At 52.6% G+C, this 17,409-nt stretch carries 17 protein-coding genes and 1 pseudogene; 11 read left to right on the top strand and 7 right to left on the bottom strand.

The window, feature by feature from the left end:
- Positions 1 to 50 precede the first annotated feature (50 nt).
- The 6 genes from AB1611_06250 to AB1611_06225 form a co-directional block, all read right to left on the bottom strand.
- A complete protein-coding gene (locus AB1611_06250) occupies positions 51 to 662 on the bottom strand; it encodes a histidine phosphatase family protein (protein ID MEW6379191.1) in 612 nt (203 codons plus the stop codon).
- Between the two features lie 73 nt (positions 663 to 735).
- Complete coding sequence (gene cobS / locus AB1611_06245; GenBank protein MEW6379190.1) at positions 736 to 1,494, bottom strand: adenosylcobinamide-GDP ribazoletransferase; 759 nt, start codon at positions 1,492 to 1,494, stop codon at positions 736 to 738.
- Between the two features lie 232 nt (positions 1,495 to 1,726).
- On the bottom strand, positions 1,727 to 2,821 hold the full coding sequence (locus tag AB1611_06240; protein MEW6379189.1) for a rhodanese-like domain-containing protein: 1,095 nt from the start codon (positions 2,819 to 2,821) through the stop codon (positions 1,727 to 1,729).
- Positions 2,822 to 2,869: 48 nt separating this feature from the next.
- Positions 2,870 to 3,289 (bottom strand): PIN domain-containing protein, encoded by a 420-nt coding sequence (locus tag AB1611_06235; GenBank protein ID MEW6379188.1) that lies wholly within the window; start codon positions 3,287 to 3,289, stop codon positions 2,870 to 2,872.
- Between the two features lies 1 nt (position 3,290).
- The gene (locus AB1611_06230) at positions 3,291 to 3,599 is read right to left on the bottom strand and encodes a hypothetical protein (GenBank protein ID MEW6379187.1); all 309 of its coding nucleotides are present in this window, start codon (positions 3,597 to 3,599) and stop codon (positions 3,291 to 3,293) included.
- A gap of 2 nt (positions 3,600 to 3,601) precedes the next feature.
- Positions 3,602 to 4,315, bottom strand: a complete 714-nt coding sequence (locus AB1611_06225) for a PTS sugar transporter subunit IIA (GenBank protein MEW6379186.1) — start codon at positions 4,313 to 4,315, stop codon at positions 3,602 to 3,604.
- 242 nt (positions 4,316 to 4,557) lie between these two features.
- On the opposite strand from AB1611_06225, the gene AB1611_06220 reads away from it, so the two are divergent.
- From AB1611_06220 to AB1611_06170, 11 genes and pseudogenes are all read left to right on the top strand, one after another.
- Positions 4,558 to 6,726, top strand: coding sequence for a methyl-accepting chemotaxis protein (locus tag AB1611_06220; protein MEW6379185.1), 2,169 nt, complete (start codon positions 4,558 to 4,560; stop codon positions 6,724 to 6,726).
- Positions 6,719 to 7,048 carry an STAS domain-containing protein gene (locus AB1611_06215; protein ID MEW6379184.1) on the top strand — a complete coding sequence of 110 codons (330 nt, stop codon included), beginning with the start codon at positions 6,719 to 6,721 and terminating at the stop codon, positions 7,046 to 7,048. The genes AB1611_06220 and AB1611_06215 overlap by 8 nt, the downstream gene beginning before the upstream one ends.
- Positions 7,048 to 7,179 (top strand): annotated as a pseudogene (locus AB1611_06210) (response regulator). Before AB1611_06215 ends, AB1611_06210 begins: the two are co-directional and overlap by 1 nt.
- Before the next feature lie 8 nt (positions 7,180 to 7,187).
- Positions 7,188 to 7,526, top strand: coding sequence for a hypothetical protein (locus tag AB1611_06205; protein MEW6379183.1), 339 nt, complete (start codon positions 7,188 to 7,190; stop codon positions 7,524 to 7,526).
- Positions 7,519 to 7,848, top strand: coding sequence for an STAS domain-containing protein (locus tag AB1611_06200; protein MEW6379182.1), 330 nt, complete (start codon positions 7,519 to 7,521; stop codon positions 7,846 to 7,848). The genes AB1611_06205 and AB1611_06200 overlap by 8 nt, the downstream gene beginning before the upstream one ends.
- Complete coding sequence (locus tag AB1611_06195; GenBank protein ID MEW6379181.1) at positions 7,848 to 8,210, top strand: response regulator; 363 nt, start codon at positions 7,848 to 7,850, stop codon at positions 8,208 to 8,210. The genes AB1611_06200 and AB1611_06195 overlap by 1 nt, the downstream gene beginning before the upstream one ends.
- Before the next feature lie 96 nt (positions 8,211 to 8,306).
- The gene (locus AB1611_06190; protein ID MEW6379180.1) at positions 8,307 to 10,496 is read left to right on the top strand and encodes a chemotaxis protein CheA; all 2,190 of its coding nucleotides are present in this window, start codon (positions 8,307 to 8,309) and stop codon (positions 10,494 to 10,496) included.
- A 52-nt stretch (positions 10,497 to 10,548) separates the two neighbouring features.
- A complete protein-coding gene (locus AB1611_06185; GenBank protein ID MEW6379179.1) occupies positions 10,549 to 13,641 on the top strand; it encodes a PAS domain-containing protein in 3,093 nt (1,030 codons plus the stop codon).
- A 23-nt stretch (positions 13,642 to 13,664) separates the two neighbouring features.
- Positions 13,665 to 14,531: a protein-glutamate O-methyltransferase gene (locus tag AB1611_06180; GenBank protein ID MEW6379178.1), complete on the top strand. Its 867-nt coding sequence runs from the start codon at positions 13,665 to 13,667 to the stop codon at positions 14,529 to 14,531.
- A complete protein-coding gene (locus tag AB1611_06175) occupies positions 14,528 to 15,061 on the top strand; it encodes a chemotaxis protein CheD (protein ID MEW6379177.1) in 534 nt (177 codons plus the stop codon). The genes AB1611_06180 and AB1611_06175 overlap by 4 nt, the downstream gene beginning before the upstream one ends.
- The gene (locus tag AB1611_06170) at positions 15,061 to 16,104 is read left to right on the top strand and encodes a chemotaxis response regulator protein-glutamate methylesterase (protein ID MEW6379176.1); all 1,044 of its coding nucleotides are present in this window, start codon (positions 15,061 to 15,063) and stop codon (positions 16,102 to 16,104) included. The genes AB1611_06175 and AB1611_06170 overlap by 1 nt, the downstream gene beginning before the upstream one ends.
- Before the next feature lie 63 nt (positions 16,105 to 16,167).
- On the opposite strand, the gene AB1611_06165 is transcribed toward AB1611_06170, so the two are convergent.
- Positions 16,168 to 17,202: a hypothetical protein gene (locus AB1611_06165; GenBank protein MEW6379175.1), complete on the bottom strand. Its 1,035-nt coding sequence runs from the start codon at positions 17,200 to 17,202 to the stop codon at positions 16,168 to 16,170.
- Positions 17,203 to 17,409 lie beyond the last annotated feature (207 nt).

Raw genomic sequence — 17,409 nt, 5'->3', positions numbered from 1 at the left:
TGCGCCGCTACGGGGACGGAGCGCGGTCTGTTTCCCGGAAGGTGAGAAAATCAGCGCAGGTAATCCACGTCATTGACAGCCATAACCTGAGGAGGTGCTGCGCCGTCATCGAAGCGGATACTGCTGACAGATCCAAAATCAAGGTGAATTTCCCACATTCTGCTGATATCGATGCCGAGTATCCAGCACAGAAGTGTACGGATTACCCCTCCGTGAGTAATGATGGCCAGATTTCCCTGGACCGATGAACCTGCGGCAGCATCATAGCACTGCCGGATGCGGCGGTGAAACTCTCCGATCGATTCGCCTCCGGGAAAGCGAAAGTCATCGGCCAGGGTCAGCCATGTGCGGCAAAGCTCAGGCGCTGTTTTTTCCATTTCTTCGTAAGTGAGTCCCTCCCAGTCGCCAAAATGGATTTCACGGAAAGAGCCTGAGCTGATATGGCTGACATTCAGGCTCCGGGCCACTAAGGATGCAGGGTAGTGAGCCCGGTAAAGGTCACTGGAATAAATGGACCGGATATCCTCTCCGGCAAGCCTCTCGATCAGCATCCTCGTCTGGCAGATGCCGCGATGACTGAGGCCGATATCACTCCAGCCGTAAAACCGGCGAGATGCATGGTCAGTAATTTCTGGATGGCGGACCAGGAAGATGGTCCTCATGCCGATACTCTCATGATGATAGGCAACCTCCTTGTATAGTGGCCAGTGGCCAGTAAAGACAGTTTCTCCCTCTTCAGCGTGATATCAGCCCAAGGTTGCCGGCAACTGCGGCCAGAAGAAGCACCGTGAGTTCCGTAACCTCGTTGAGTGCCCCCAGGATATCCCCTGTCAACCCGCCAATTCTGGACCTTATCCACAGGGACAGCCCGTAGTTGAGAGCCAGGAGAAGGCCGAGAAGGAAAAGCCCCCACAGGGGGAAGAGCAGGAGAATGACAGCCACCGGGAGAACCGAAGCCTGGAAGAACTGCCTCAGCGAGGTATTGGCAAAAAATGCTTCCCCAAGCCCCCCGTCGGTCCTGGCATAATTTCCCGTGGCAGCCAGAAAGACTATGATCCATCTGCCCAGCATGGGCATGATCAGCAGGATATTTCCTTTTATCGAGTTGGGCAGGGAGGCCAGAAAAGCGATCTTCAGGGCCAGGAGAGAGAAAAGGGCCAGAGCGCCGATACTGCCGATCTGCGGATCGCGCATGATGCGCAAAATCTCCTCCCTGCTTCTGCCCGCATAGAGCCCTTCCACAGCATCGCAAAAGCCATCGACATGGATCCCTCCGGAAATGACCGCAAGGGCCAGAATGAGCACAACATCCCCGGTCACTGGCGGGAAGAGGATACCCAGCAGCTTTTGACAGCCCCACAGAGCAAGGCCGATCAGGAAACCGACCACAGGAAACCACTGGGTGGACCTGCCCAGAGTTTTCGCCTCAGGATAAAGGTCTTGTTGTATCCGTATTCTGGTCAAAAACTGGACTGCTACCAGAAAGCCTTTCATGAATCCCTTCCATTTTATACTGCGAACGGGTGAATATTGAATTTTTTGCTCAGGAGTCAGAAGCCAGGAGCCAGGAGCCACAAGTCAGAAGTCAGAAGTCAGGAGCCAGGAGCCAATACCTTCTTCTGAATTCTGACTCCTGACTCCTGGCTCCTCTGGAAAAGTTCAGTTCTAAGCCGTTTATAGTATAATACGAGTTGCCCGCCGGGCAACTTTACCAGCACTCCTCCCCTCAGTACCTTTTCGGTACTGGATAAAAGGAAGACAAGTCCAGGAAGACAGGCTGCTGGTATTGTGACTGCCCCAGATAGGCTTGGTATGGTGAATTCTGAAACGGGTTCTGGAAAAGCGATTGATCCGTCCGGCTCTGGTCCGGTTGAGAGGTGGTTGGGAGATAGCCGGTTCCTGAAAAGTCAGATTTCACTGAAGGAGATTGGTACCAGGAAAGAGATTGGAATGAAGGAAATTGCGCCGATGAATACGAGAGGGCTTGAAATGGTGAACCGCCAAACAGCGGCAGCGAGGATGCAATGGATTGTCCGTTCGGGTAAGCAGATGCCGGGCAGGAGATAGAAGAGGAAGCGTTTCCAGACCCTGAAGCAGAGCTTTCATGGCCGGGCTCGGTCTTTTTCAGCTTCGGGATCTTTTTGGGATCGATCTTTTGGGTTACCGGAAGTCCGGTATCCATCCAGGACACGGAATCGTTTTCGTGTTCGATCAGGTCGCTCGCTATGGCCACTTTGATTGAAGCCGGGCCGGGACCGGCAGGAAGCCTTCCCGGATAGCCCCGGTAGCCGTTATATGCACCGGATTCACCTAAATAGTTTGCCCCCTGAAATCCTCCGTGGCCACCGGGATTGGCAGTCAATTCCCTGAGCTTATTGTCAATTTCGTAAACTCTGGTAAACCCCCTCTGCTCAAGGCGTCTGGCAGCCGCGGTGCTTCGGATCCCGACCGCGCACATGACAATCAGGGCACGATCTTTGTTGCTGCCGAAGGTTTGCTCGACCAGGGCATCAAAATCAGGATTGTCTTTGTAGATTACCTGACCATTGTCATCGAGGCCGCCAAACAGCTTCCAGGGTATGAGATAACCAGGGGGCTCACCTCCGGCCTCAAGGGCAGGGCTTCCCACGAAGGTGTATTCCTCCAGGGTTCTGACATCGAGCAGGTCCGCCTCGCCGGTGCTCAGCATGGTATATGCCTCCTGGGCAGTGATCAGGGTAAATGCCTCGACATCGTGCAGGCTTAAGTACAGGATCATGATGAATGCAGCCACTATGACAATACAGAGAACAAACGGCGGGCCTGAAAGCTTCTTTTCCATATTCCAATAACCCCTTATATGATAATTTGACTTTACTTAACCAAACATTTATGATTTCAGCAAGCGAATGAAGCCAGCTTGATCAAAGTGATGATCGGATGTCAAGGCTTCCAAAATACCACGGTGTTTCATGATCACAAAACTTGCACAATCAACAAGACTCCACTCCTTATCTCGAACACTTTTAAGGAGTTGCCATGCCTCCTCATCAAGAGAAGAGTCCACATTCACAATTTCAACATATGGTGAGGCCTTCAGTCCTTCGATAAATGCAATCATTAAGGAGCGGGGAACATGGAGTGGACGGTTCAACAGCGTCGCCAATTCAGCAATGATGTAGTTAGCAGTTATAACCTTCCGCCCTTGCTGACGGGCCATTCGATATGTGGTTGCAGCCAGTGGGTGGTAACATTGAGTCTGGTCAATTAAATGACCCCATCCGGAGGTATCGGCAAAAAGGTCTGACATGTCAGTTGCCTTTTTCTTCTTTGCTGCACATCTGTTCTGTTAAAGTCTCACTTATATATTTGTCATGTTGATCCGCCCAATCTGAAATATTGCTGCTGAATGATCCGATAAAGCTCTCAACTGGATCGTTGGCGGCATCAAGAATGAGGGTAACTAAGCACCTGAGAGCCAGTTCTTCAGGAGTCAACCCTGCCTGTTGTGCCTTTTTTGATAGAGGTTCATATAAGTCTTCCGGTAGCTCTAATATCAATGTGTGTCCCATGTTCGCTGCCTCAATTTTTAAGAAAAAATAACGAGGATAACCAGGCATCACTACCCTTGCTGCCCCTGATATATAAATATTCTACAAGATTCATCCTTTATGTCAATAAACAAATTTATCCCTTTTTCCCACGGGCGGCAGTGCCCAATGCGGGTTATTATCCCGCTTTCCGTCGGTTGCTCAATCGCCGGGCCACCCATTTTCGCAGCTCTTCCGGGCCGAAGATGGCCACCATGTAATCCTTGTTCCGTGGTCTCAAGCTCCCGGAAAATCTCCTCTCTGGTCAGGTTGATGAACCCCTGCCTCTCCATTTCATCGAGCCCTAACACATGACATAATCCCTCCCTGGTGCCGGAGTTGATGATCGCATTTACCAGGCTCCTGTTTTGAACCATGCTGCTGATTTGAGAAAGGATTTTTAAATGGGTCTCACTTTCCGCCAGGGGAGTGATAAAGAAAATGACAAGATGGACGGGCTCTGCTCCATCATGCGCTGCAAATTCTGTCCCCGGCTGGGAGATGCCGACAAAAGCAAGCGGCTCCCTCAGACCGTCGATCCGGGCATGGGGGATGGCCACTCCTCCTCCCAGGGCAGTGGATTGCATTCTTTCCCGCTCCAGAAGCTTGTTCAGGATTTCGTCCTTGTTCCTGATCTTTCTGGATTCGGAGAGATAATCAACGACTTCTGAAATCGACTCTTCGGCTGTCCGGGATTTTAATTCCGTACTTACCAGACATCTCCCGAATAGTGAAGTAAGTTTCATACACCATGCATCGGCACAAGAGAGAATGAATTACTAATTGCCCCTCCCGGCTTGAGCTCACTCCACCCCACTATGGCCTGGCACTGAGCGTACCGATTTTTCTCAAGTTCCCTGACGATAACAAAACAAAGAATAGAGTGGCCTTTCACGCACCATGCTCAGCATATACACACTCACTTCTCGATCTCCCCGGCATATAGTCTTCGCACGCAAGAACTGTTCGGTGAAATGGAGGTATGGTGATGATGTTCGGACACATGAAGCTTCAGACAAAACTGCTGACCATTGGTTTGCTGCTTTCGGTTATCCCCCTGCTGGTCATTCTGACGGTTGTTCTTCGCCAGAATCGGATGATGAATAAAACCTCATCGGAAGAATGTCTGAAATTGGCACTTTCAGGGCTTGACCCGGTGGTGCGCGGTGTTTATGGCATGTGTATAAATCAGGAGCAAACTTCTCAACAGATGATGAACTCCTTCCTGAATGTAGCCCGCCGCATCCTTGACAATGCCGGGCAAGTCAATTTTTCACCGGATGAAACCGCTTCCTGGAATGCGGTAAATCAATATACTCAGGAAGCGATCAGGGTGGATCTGCCGAAAATGAAGCTGGGAGATGTCTGGCTTGGTCAGAATACCGATGTTCATACTCCTTCACTCGTGGTTGATGAAGTCAAAAGAATGCTGGATATCACCTGCACCATCTTTCAGCGGATGAACGAAACCGGAGATATGCTTCGTGTCTGCACCAATGTTCAGAAAGCGGATGGGACTCGGGCCATCGGCACCTACATTCCGCGCACCAATCCAGATGGAAAGCCGAATCCGGTTATTGACTCCATCCTTCAGGGAAGATCCTTTCAGGGCCGGGCTTTTGTGGTCAATGCCTGGTATATTACCGCCTATGAGCCGATTTTCGATTCCTCCCGCAACGTCATCGGTGTTCTCTATGTCGGTATTCCGGAGGAGCGGGTCATTGCCGGATTAAAACAGGAGATTAAAAAGCTGAAAATCGGACGGACAGGCTATGTCTATGTTCTCGACTCTCAGGGGAATTACCTCGTTTCTCAAGACGGCCTGCGTGATGGCGAAAATATCTGGGAAGTCAGGGATGAGAATAATAACCTCATGGTTCAGGAGATCTGTGCCAAAGCCCTTGCCCTCTCACCGGATCAGATTGCCGAGCACCGTTATTTATGGAAAGATCCGGGCGATTCAGCGGCTGGCTGGAAGATAGCCAGAATCATGTATTTCAAGCCGTGGGATTGGATCATCGGTGCGGGAGCGACCGAGGATGAAATCCTCGAGTCGCGGAAAAAGGTTGAGGCCATAGGCCGCCGCAGCAAGGGACTGGTGATCCTGGTTGTCGCTCTCGCTTTCCTGGGAACGGTCCTGATCTGGATTCTTGTCGCCCGCGGGCTGGCTGGCAAGCTTACCCAGGTGATCGAGCAATTGACCGGCAATGCCGAGCAGACATCCTCAGCTTCCAGCCAGGTTGCTCAGGCAAGCCAGGTAATGGCCGAAGGTGCGAATGAACAGGCCGCCAGTCTCGAAGAAATTTCAAGCAGCCTTGAAGAAGTATCCTCCATGACCAGGCAGAACGCTGATTATGCCAGGCAGGCCACCACGATGTCAAACCAGGCCCGCGAAGCTGCTGAAAGAAGCAGGGAAGTCATGGGCAGAATGTCCGAAGCTATCCTGAAAATCAAGGATTCTTCAGACGAAACCGATAAGATCATTAAAACTATCAATGAAATCGCCTTTCAGACAAACCTTTTGGCCCTGAATGCCGCAGTCGAGGCAGCACATGCCGGTGATGCAGGCAGGGGCTTTGCGGTTGTAGCCGAAGAGGTGCGAAGCCTCGCTCAACGCTGTGCCGAAGCTGCCCAAAATACCGCCGTCCTCATCGATGAATCACGGGAAAACACGCAGAATGGTGTTGCAGCCTCGAGAGAGGTTGGAGAAGCACTGAACCAGGTCAGTGATGCGATCCAGAAAGTCAGTCAACTGGTCGGCGATGTTTCAACAGCCAGTGATGCTCAGGCGCAGGGCATCGAGCAGGTAACTCTTGCCATGAACCAGATCGAGAAGGTGATGCAGCAGAACACCGCCAATGCAGAGCAGTCGGCTTCAGCAGGCGAAGAGCTCTCCGCTCAGGCCGAAGAGCTTACTCATATGGCCGCCATATTAATGGGCATTGTGGGGGGAAATGGGAGAGACATGACCATGCGGGGCTTCAGGGGCTTGACCGGGGACCGGAAGCCTGCCCGCCTGATCGAGGCGGCAGGGAGCAGCGGCAGCCTGGCTGGCCGCCGGCTGCTGCATTCCTTGCCTTTAAAAACAAAGGAAACCACAGAGACACAGAGAAAATTACTGATGTCGGGTACGGAGGGAAAAGATATCTATGATTAAAAGCCAATCCCAGCAAGGCAACCGCCTCAATTTAGAAGGGGAAATAACCATCAATGATGCCGTCGTGTTAAAGGAGACGCTGCTTTCGTATCTGGCCGCACAAACAACTCTATCCATTGACCTGCACGGAGTCACCAAGATCGATACTTCGGGGCTCCAGCTTTTATTTACCGCGCATCAAACCGCCATCCACCAGGGCAGGAAACTTTCACTGGAAAACCCCTCTCCTGCATTCTTGCAGGCAGTCAAACTGGCGGGGCTCACCTTCCAGTCTCCGGAGGGTTACCTGGAAGGATGTCTCTGGGAGGGAGGGGGAAAATAATGCCAAAAACCATTATGACCGTAGACGATTCCTCAAGTATAAGACAAATGGTTCGTTTCACCCTTACTGAGGAAGGCTACCAGGTAATCGAAGCAGGTAATGGCCAGGAAGCCCTGGCCAGAATGGGTGGCCGCTTGCCATGAACCAGATCGAGAAGGTGATGCAGCAGAACACCGCCAATGCAGAGCAGTCGGCTTCAGCAGGCGAAGAGCTCTCCGCTCAGGCCGAAGAGCTTACTCATATGGCCGCCATATTAATGGGCATTGTGGGGGGAAATGGGAGAGACATGACCATGCGGGGCTTCAGGGGCTTGACCGGGGACCGGAAGCCTGCCCGCCTGATCGAGGCGGCAGGGAGCAGCGGCAGCCTGGCTGGCCGCCGGCTGCTGCATTCCTTGCCTTTAAAAACAAAGGAAACCACAGAGACACAGAGAAAATTACTGATGTCGGGTACGGAGGGAAAAGATATCTATGATTAAAAGCCAATCCCAGCAAGGCAACCGCCTCAATTTAGAAGGGGAAATAACCATCAATGATGCCGTCGTGTTAAAGGAGACGCTGCTTTCGTATCTGGCCGCACAAACAACTCTATCCATTGACCTGCACGGAGTCACCAAGATCGATACTTCGGGGCTCCAGCTTTTATTTACCGCGCATCAAACCGCCATCCACCAGGGCAGGAAACTTTCACTGGAAAACCCCTCTCCTGCATTCTTGCAGGCAGTCAAACTGGCGGGGCTCACCTTCCAGTCTCCGGAGGGTTACCTGGAAGGATGTCTCTGGGAGGGAGGGGGAAAATAATGCCAAAAACCATTATGACCGTAGACGATTCCTCAAGTATAAGACAAATGGTTCGTTTCACCCTTACTGAGGAAGGCTACCAGGTAATCGAAGCAGGTAATGGCCAGGAAGCCCTGGCCAGAATGGGTGGCCGTGTGGATATGGTGATTACCGACCTCAATATGCCCATCATGAATGGGATCGAATTGATCAGGGAAATCCGCAAGAGGCCGGAATCCCGGTTCATCCCCATTATCATGCTTACCACTGAATCTCAGAATGAGAAAAAGATGGAGGGTAAGGCAGCCGGTGCAACCGGCTGGATTGTAAAGCCATTTCGCCCGGAACAATTGCTGGCGGTAATTAAAAAAGTACTGCCGTAAATAAGGCAGGGGACAGGAGAGAGTGGTCTCAGTGGCCAGTGGTCAGTGGCCAGTAAAAAAAAACTAAAAACTGATACTTCTTTAAGGAAACCATTTATGGATAGAGAAGAAAAGTATGCCGATGCCTTTCGTGAGGAAGCTGCGGAGTTGCTCTCCGACATGGAAGAGGTGATTCTTTCGCTGGAAACTGATCCCAGAGACCAGGAGCTTATCAATCGCCTTTTTCGGATCATGCACACCATCAAGGGCTCCGGGGCCATGTTCGGATTTCAAAAAGTCGCTGATTTTGCTCATCATCTGGAAACCATGCTGGACCTGGTCAGGGCTGGCAGCATGACTGTCACCCCTGCGCTTATCAGCCTGCTCCTTCAATCAAGAGATCATATTCAGGTGATGCTGTACTCACACGGCAGCGAGCCGGAGGGCAGTGCCGAACAGGGCAGCGCGATCCTGGCCGGTTTGAAAACGCTCCAGGGTCAGCCGCTCCAACCGCCGGTGTCCTCTTCCGGGGAGCCGGTCCATCCAGGCTCCATTACCGCGCCTGCCCTCGTGTCTCCTGCTGAGGAGCCTGCTGTATGCCTCCCTCAAAAGGACAAGGCGACTTCGAATCAGCAGTCCCTGTCCACCTATCGGTTACGGATCAAGCTGGATCCGAAGGTCATGCTGAGCGGCCTTGATCCCCTGTGCCTGCTCAGGGAACTGGATTCAATGGGTGAGTGTTCCATATCCGCTCAGACCGATCAGGTTCCCTGGCTCGATGAGATAAATCCTGAAGAATGTTATTTCTACTGGGATGCTATCATCAATACCGCGGCCAGCCGTGAGGACCTGGAAATGGTGTTTCTGTTCGTGGAGGATGAAAGCCAGATCAGTATCACCCGGCTGACCGATGAGCTTGATGAAAACGGCGAGCACAAAAAGCTTGGCGAGATTCTGGTAGAAAGAGGAGATATATCCAAAGAGGATGTCCGGAATATCCTGGCCAAACAGAAGCGGGCCGGAGAGTTGATGGTTGAGGCCGGTCTGGTCACACCGGGCAAGATCGAATCAGCCCTGGCCGAACAGAAGATGGTCCAGCAACTGCGGGGCAGCCAGCAGCAGAACACCGACACTATCCGGGTATCCACGAAGAAGCTGGACCGGCTCATCAATCTGGTAGGCGAGATGGTCATCACCCAGGCACAGCTCAGTCAGACTTCAAATCGGTATCAGGATACCGACCTTTTGACTCCGGTCGAGAATATCGAGCGGCTGACGAATGAACTGCGCGACTGCGCCCTCAATATCCGGATGTTTCCCATCGAGGGTACGTTCAGCAAGTTCCGCCGACTGGTGCATGACCTCTCGGCCAGTCTGGGCAAAGAGGCCGAGTTGATAACCGAGGGGGGAGAAACGGAGCTGGATAAGACCGTAATCGAAAGAATTCACGATCCCCTGATCCACCTGATCCGAAACAGCCTCGATCATGGCCTCGAGTCGCCCGAAGAGCGGCTGAAAGCCGGTAAACCCGCCTGTGGAACCATTCGCCTGTCAGCCGGACAATCCGGAGGTGAGGTCATCATTACCATCGAGGATGACGGTGCGGGTCTTGACCGGGAGAGAATCCGGGCCAAGGGGATCGAGCAGGGCCTGATCAGCGAATCGGAAAATCTGACCGATCAGCAGGTTTTCAATCTCATTTTCCTGCCGGGTTTTTCCACGGCCAGTAAAATCACCGATGTTTCCGGCAGGGGAGTAGGCATGGACGTTGTCAGACGGGAGATCAGCAAACTGCGTGGATCGGTGGATATCAACAGCCAGAGGGGCAGGGGAACAAAAACATCCATTCACCTGCCGCTGACCCTGGCTATTATCGAGGGCCTGCTGGTGGCTGTCGGTTCAAGCCACTATGTGGTTCCCCTGACCTTTGTCCAGGAATGCGTGGAACTGACCAGCCAGGAGGTAAACCGTGCTCATGGCCGGCATGTCATTCACCTGCGGGGTGAGATCATCCCCTATATCCGGCTGAGGGAAGTCTTCGGCACCTGCCGCGGGGAGGAAAGCATGCCCCCGATCGAATATGTGGTTGTAGCCATGGTCGAGGGCAAGAGGGTTGGTCTGGTCACCGACACCATTATCGGGGATTATCAGGCAGTTATCAAATCACTGGGCAGGATTTACGAGCATACCGAGGGAATATCCGGAGCGACAATCCTTGGGGATGGAACGATCGCTCTGATTGTGGATGTGCGGCAATTGATCGAGTGCGCATATCGGCAGGAGCGGGAGGTATTGGCTGAGACTTGAGGCCAGTATCTCCGCAGTGCTCGCAATTAGAAGAAAGGGATAAGAAATGAAAATGAAAATCAGTACCAAGCTCGCTATCGGGTTCGCTATTCCTTTAGTGTCTTTGTTAATTATCGGCATGTGGGCTTATGTAGCCAACCTTGGTTCGGAATCAAAAGCTGTCCATACCAGGGACGAAGTTGTGAAATTTCAGGAAATTGCCCAGGGTATGAAGGCGGATGTCATCCAGGTACAGCAATGGCTGACCGATATCTCCGCCACCCGGGGCCTGGATGGGCTGGATGATGGCTTCAAGCAGGCACAAGAGCATGCCCAATCATTTCTGGCCGCGCTGAATAAATTCAGGGAAATGTATACCCGGGAGCATGACCAGAAAGGGCTGGAAGTCATTGAAAATCTGGAGAATCGATTTAACGGATACTATGCGGCAGGTCAAAAAATGGCTAAAGCTTATGTCGAAGGAGGTTCGGCCAAAGGAAACCCTCTGATGGGCGAGTTTGACGAAGCTGCCAAAAACATGTGGGATTCCCTCAATCCCCTGGTGGAAGAGCATACTGCAGAACTGCATGCCAACATGAACACCATTGTCGAATCGATCGACCAGGTGAATTTGGGAATTCTCCTGATCGGATGCATTGCCCTGGTAATCACCAGCCTGGTCAGTGTTATCATAGCGCGCGGGATTATCCGGCCAATCAGACACCTGCGGGAGGCAGCCGAGAAACTGGCCGAGGGTGATACCTCGGTATTGATTCAGGTTAATAATCAGGATGAAACCGGGGAACTGGCCGCCTCGTTTCGGAAGATGGTGAATCAACTGACCGGCCTGCTTCACGAAATCGAGCTGATGGCCGGGGCAGCGGTCGAAGGAAGGCTCGATAACCGCGGGGATGCAACAAAATTCGGCGGCGATTATGGCAGGGTCATCGAGGGGATCAATAATACCCTGGATGCCATTATCAATCCGCTGAACGTGGCTGCCGAATACATCGATCGCATCAGCCAGGGTGAAATCCCGGCGGAGATCACGGCCGAATACAAGGGTGATTTCAACGAAATCAAGAATAACCTCAATACCATGATCGACCGGGTCGGTGCACAGATCATGAATCTCACCAATATCCCCACACCCATTATGACTATCGACAAGGATTTTACCATAACCTACATGAATACGGTCGGTGCCAGACTGGTGGGGCTGACTGCCAAACAGTGTGAGGGGAAAAAGTGCTATGACCTGTTCCAGACACCCCACTGTCATACGGCCGAGTGCCGCTGTGCCCAGGCCATGCAGCAGAACGCGGTCGTAACCGGTGAGACGGTGGCTCATCCAAAGGGTCTCACTATCCCTATTCAGTACACCGGAGCGCCGGTCAAGGACAGAAACGGCAATATCGTTGGCGCTCTTGAATATGTGACGGACATTACGGCTGTAAAGAAGGCCATGGAAGATGCCCAGGAGAAGATCGACTACCTCAACAGCATCCCCACGCCGGTTATGGTGGTGGACAAGGAGATGAAGGTCCGCTTCATGAATCCGGCAGGCGCGGCAGCCGTGGGCAGGACACCGGAAAGCTGTATTGGACAAAAGTGCCACACTCTCTTCAATACCGGCCACTGCAATACCCCCAACTGCCAGGTGGACAAGGCCATGCGCGAGGGCTGCATAGCCACCGGCAATACCATCGCCAAGCTCCCCTCCGGGGCTCTTCCGATCCGCTACACCGGAGCAGCACTCAAGGATGCCGGGGGGAATGTTATCGGTGCTTTGGAATATGTAGTTGATATTGCGGAAGAGCATCAGGCCGTGGCCGAAGTGGGGCAACTTGTTGAAGCTGCGGTTGCCGGGAAACTCGATGCCAGGGGAAATCCGGATAATTACAGGATTGCCGGTTTCAGGAATGTCATCCAGGGCATCAACGATACCCTGGAGGCAATTACCGGTCCTTTGAAGGTGGCAGCCGAGTATGTGGCCAGAGTCAGCAGGGGTGACCTGCCGGAGAGGATTACGGACAAGTGGCGAGGGGACTTTAATGAGCTGAAGGATAACCTGAACATGCTCATCGAGGCCATGAACGAGATTACCCGAATTGCGGAGGAGATCGCCGGCGGAAATCTGACCGTCAGAGTCAGGGAGCGCTCTGCCCAGGACAAACTGATGCAGGCTCTGGCCAGCATGGTGGTCAAGCTCACCGAGGTAGTGGGCAATATCCAGATAGCTGCGGATCAGGTGGCCTCCGGAAGCCAGGCCATGAGCTCCACCTCAGCCCAGATGTCCCAGGGTGCCAGTGAGCAGGCTGCTTCAGCAGAACAGGTGTCGTCGGCTATGGAACAGATGGTGGCGAATATCAAACAGAACGCTGACAATGCTCAGCAGACCGAAAGGATCGCCCAAAAATCAGCGAGCGATGCCAAAGAGGGCGGCAGTGCCGTAGCCGATACCGTAGCGGCCATGAAGGAGATCGCCAGCAAGATTTCCATCATCGAGGAGATAGCCCGCCAGACCAACCTGTTGGCCCTGAATGCTGCCATCGAGGCAGCCCGGGCCGGAGAGTACGGAAAAGGGTTTGCCGTGGTGGCTTCCGAGGTCCGCAAACTGGCCGAGCGGAGCCAGATAGCGGCAGGTGATATCAGCAAGCTGTCCACTACCAGCGTCGATGTGGCTGAGCGGGCAGGCAAGATGCTGGCCACACTGGTGCCGGATATCCAGAAAACAGCAGAGCTGGTGCAGGAAATCAGTGCAGCCAGTGGTGAACAAAACACCGGCGCCGAGCAGATTAACCAGGCGATCCAGCAGCTCGAACAGGTGATTCAGCAAAATGCCGCCTCTTCCGAGGAAATGGCCTCGACAACCGAGGAGATAGCCTCACAGGCCGAGCAGCTTCAAAGCACGATCGCTTATTTCAGGACTGGCGGCAGCAGTTCGTCGGCAGCCGGAGAAACCAGGACCAGTTTGCATAAGGTATCAAAACCCGCTCAACAGACACACTCCGCTCAACGGTCATCCCGGAAGACCAGGGAAGTCCTGGCATCTGCGGCAAAATCATCAGGCATCCGCCTGGACTCCTCCTCCCGTCATCCGGATGGAAACGGGCATAATGGTCATCAGGGAGACTCCCTGGACTCAGAGTTTGAGATAGTATAAATTAGTGAGGAATATTCTGCGATATGGTCGAAGAAGAGAAGCTGGCTATCAATCCCAAGGACATGTCCGACCGGCTCTATGAGAAATACAGCAATTTTATCTACTCGGAATGCGGCATCAAGCTTCCTCCGGTCAAAAGGGTAATGCTGCAGTCAAGGCTTCTGAAAAGGCTGCGGTCCCTCGGCATTCACTCGTATGAGGAATACTACGATTATCTGACCAGTGCCAAAGGAAGGGATGAAGAGCTGGTTCACGCCCTTGATATGGTCAGCACCAATAAGACCGATTTTTTCCGGGAACCATCCCATTTCGATTACCTTTGTCAGGTAGCCCTCCCGGAGATCCTTCGATCTGCGGGGGGGAGACCCCGGAAGAGAATCCACCTGTGGAGCGCCGGATGCTCTTCCGGTGAGGAGCCCTACACTCTGGCTATGGTTTTAAGCAATTTTCTGGAAAAATATCCGGAGATTGACTACGATATTCTGAGCACTGACATTTCGCAGCGAATGCTTGATAAGGCCCGGCAGGCAATCTATACGGACATCGATGTCAGGCCGATTCCCCATGATCTGAAGGTTAAATATTTTATGAAGGGGAAAGGCACTCAGGAGGGGAACTGGCGGGTGATCCCCGAACTTCGCAAGCGCGTCCAGTTCAGCAGGCTTAACCTCATGGATAACCGGTTCGACCTGCCAAATCCGATGGACATTATTTTCTGCCGGAATGTGATTATCTACTTCGACCGGCCTACCCAGGTCTGCCTCTTTCAAAAGCTTTACGACTGCATGGTTTGCGGGGGATTCCTGTTTATTGGCCACTCTGAGACCCTGTACGGAATCAATGATCGGTTTCACTATATTCAAGCAACCATTTATCAGAAGCCAAAATGAAACTGGCTAAAATCGATCTGCCGACAATCCACCTTTTGCCCGGTGATTTACATATTGCCAGGAAGCCATCCCTCATCAGCACCATTTTGGGGTCATGCGTCTCAATCTGCCTCTATGCCCCACCGTGGAAGGTGGGGGCCATGTGCCATTGCCTCCTTCCCTCCTCCTCCGGGAGGGACAGGAATGAGCCTTACCGATATGTTGATCAGGCAATTACCCATATGCTGGAAAAAATGAGAGCAATGAATATCCATCAGAATAAAATCATTTCCCAGATTTTTGGCGGTGCCGATATGCTGCTCAAGGTCAGTGACATTTCATTTCTCTCGATCGGGAGGCAGAATACCGAAGCGGCCAGAGCTGTTCTTCAGGAATTTCACATCCCCATTGAAAAAGAAGATGTCGGAGGAAACAAGGGACGGAAAATTTTTTTCCTCAGCGCTCTGGGCCAAGTTACCGTCAGAGAGATTTCTTCGGAATTCATTACGAATAAGGAGTTCATACTGTGGTCAAACGGAAAATCAAGGTAATGATTGTTGATGACTCTGCCCTGGTTCGGCAGACTCTCAGGGATATCCTGAGTACGGATCCCGATATTGAAGTCATAGCTATGGCCGCGGACCCGCTTTTCGCTGCCCGTTACCTGAGCAAAGAGATGCCGGATGTTATCACCCTGGATGTGGAAATGCCGCGCATGGATGGGCTGACCTTCCTGCAAAAGCTGATGAGCCAGCATCCTGTGCCGGTGGTCATGTGTTCCAGTCTCACTGAAAAGGGTTCGCAGACAGCCATGAAAGCTCTCGAGTACGGGGCTGTGGATATCATCGTTAAACCCAGGCTGGGAACAAAGCAGTTTCTGGAAGAGGCCAGGATTCATATCTGTGACGTTATCAAGGCTGCGGCCAGGGTCCGGCCCCGGAGCATAACTCCTCCGATGAAGGTGGAGGAAAAGCATACGGCGGACGTGATTATGCCCAAACCAACCGGCAAGTCCCTGCCCAAAACTACCGAAAAGGTAGTCCTGGTCGGAGCCTCAACCGGAGGGACCGAGGCTTTGCGGGTCTTTCTGGAAGCCATGCCGGGGAACGCGCCGGGGATGGTCATTGTGCAGCATATGCCTGAGCACTTTACGGCAGCTTTTGCCCAAAGGCTGGATGGGCTGTGCCAGATCGAGGTGCGCGAAGCCCGGGACGGAGATAAGGTTATGGTGGGCCGGGCTCTGATTGCGCCGGGAAACCACCATACCCTGCTGAAGCGAAGCGGTGCCTTCTATTATGTGGAAGTGAAAGATGGTCCCCTGGTCTGCCGCCACCGGCCTTCGGTAGATGTCCTGTTCCGGTCGGGAGCACGGTACGCCGGTCCCAATGCCGTTGGAGTAATCATGACCGGTATGGGTGACGACGGAGCCAGAGGGATGCTCGAAATGAAACAGCAGGGAGCCTACAATATAGCTCAGGATGAGGCCACCTGCATTGTCTTTGGCATGCCCCACGAGGCAATAGCTCTCGGAGGAGTGGATGAAGTGCTGCCTCTGCAAGCCATTCCGGCAAAGATTCTGAGGCTGTGCAACTGATGGCCTCTTATGATCTTTCTCCCTCTCCCCTTTTAAGGGGAGAGGGAGAAAGATCATGCCTCTCTACTGCAAAGGCCACTCCCAATGGTGGAGCAATTTGTCTTCAGCTCCCGAAACACTCTTGTCCAGGATGTCCATATACATTTTCCCTGTTCGTGAGCCTGCCTGGTGGGTAACTTCGATGCCGGTTATTGTGGCATAGGCGGCAGTATCCTCCAGAGTCAGGTTTACTACCTGGCTGGGATGCAGATAGAGAGAGATCAGGCCATCCTGGCACATTTCACCTTTGAGGATAAAATTTGAGTTACGCGATATCCGCCAGAAGGGATCGGCCTGATGATCCTGGGAACTGTCTGCAGCCGTTTTGCCGGAGGTATCGGCAGTTGAGGAATTCAATGCAACATCCCATCGGGAGAATACTTTTTGGAAATATCCTTTATCCTCGCCGTTTCCATTCTCCTTTTCTGATTTGGCATTTTCGACCAGAAAATCGAGGTACCAGGGGCCGTTGAGATCGACAATTCCATCCAGTTTGACGCTGGTAATTGCACGCTCATGGTTTAAAATGCGGTCAGCCACAAAATTCATGACCCTGGTCCCAGGGTCATAATCCCAGCTCAGATTATAATCCGGCCCCTTTGCCAGAAGGTTGTTCAGTGCACTGAGGGGCAGGGCAATCTGCCGCTCATCTTTCATCAGGTAATCAAGGGCTGTAGCAAAAAAGTCATCCAGCTTCTGGTTCATGTCAGAAGGCAGATCAAAGCCCTCTTCGCGCAGCTTGTCAAAGACAGCGGTAATCTGATCCCTGATCAACTGCAAAGATGCCTCGTTGTCGGACAGGGGAAAAAAGTTTATCCACCGCGGTGAATTCTCCTGGGTGCCTGAATCCTGTTGGGAGTCTGCGTTGCGCCAGGGCCGCATCTGCCGCCAGGCCGACAGAATTTTGCGCTGAGAGCTGCTGCTGCTCTGGGAATCGCTCTCCCCGGAGCTGTTTTTCCGGAAAGGCCGAAACGAAAACTGACCAGCCTGAACGCTGGTCACCAGGAAAGGCAGGGAAAGCAGGAACAGCCAAAACATGGTCAGCACTTTTTTTTTCATGTTCTTTCTCCTTATGATCTGGTTGCAGATTACCGGCGGTTGCGGAACTCCAGAGCGCTTCCGTATAGGGGAAGCATTAATTTTCAATAACCCGCTATAACACTGTATAGTATTTCTCCCGCAGAGACGCAGAGACGCAGAGGATATTATTCTTTCAAGCCATTGACACACCGGGTAATACCAGCTTTCATCAGGGCTTCACCGAAG

The organism is bacterium (assembly GCA_040755755.1).
GTDB lineage: Bacteria > SZUA-182 > SZUA-182 > DTGQ01 > DTGQ01 > DTGQ01.
This window is presented reverse-complemented; position numbering and strand designations above follow the sequence as displayed.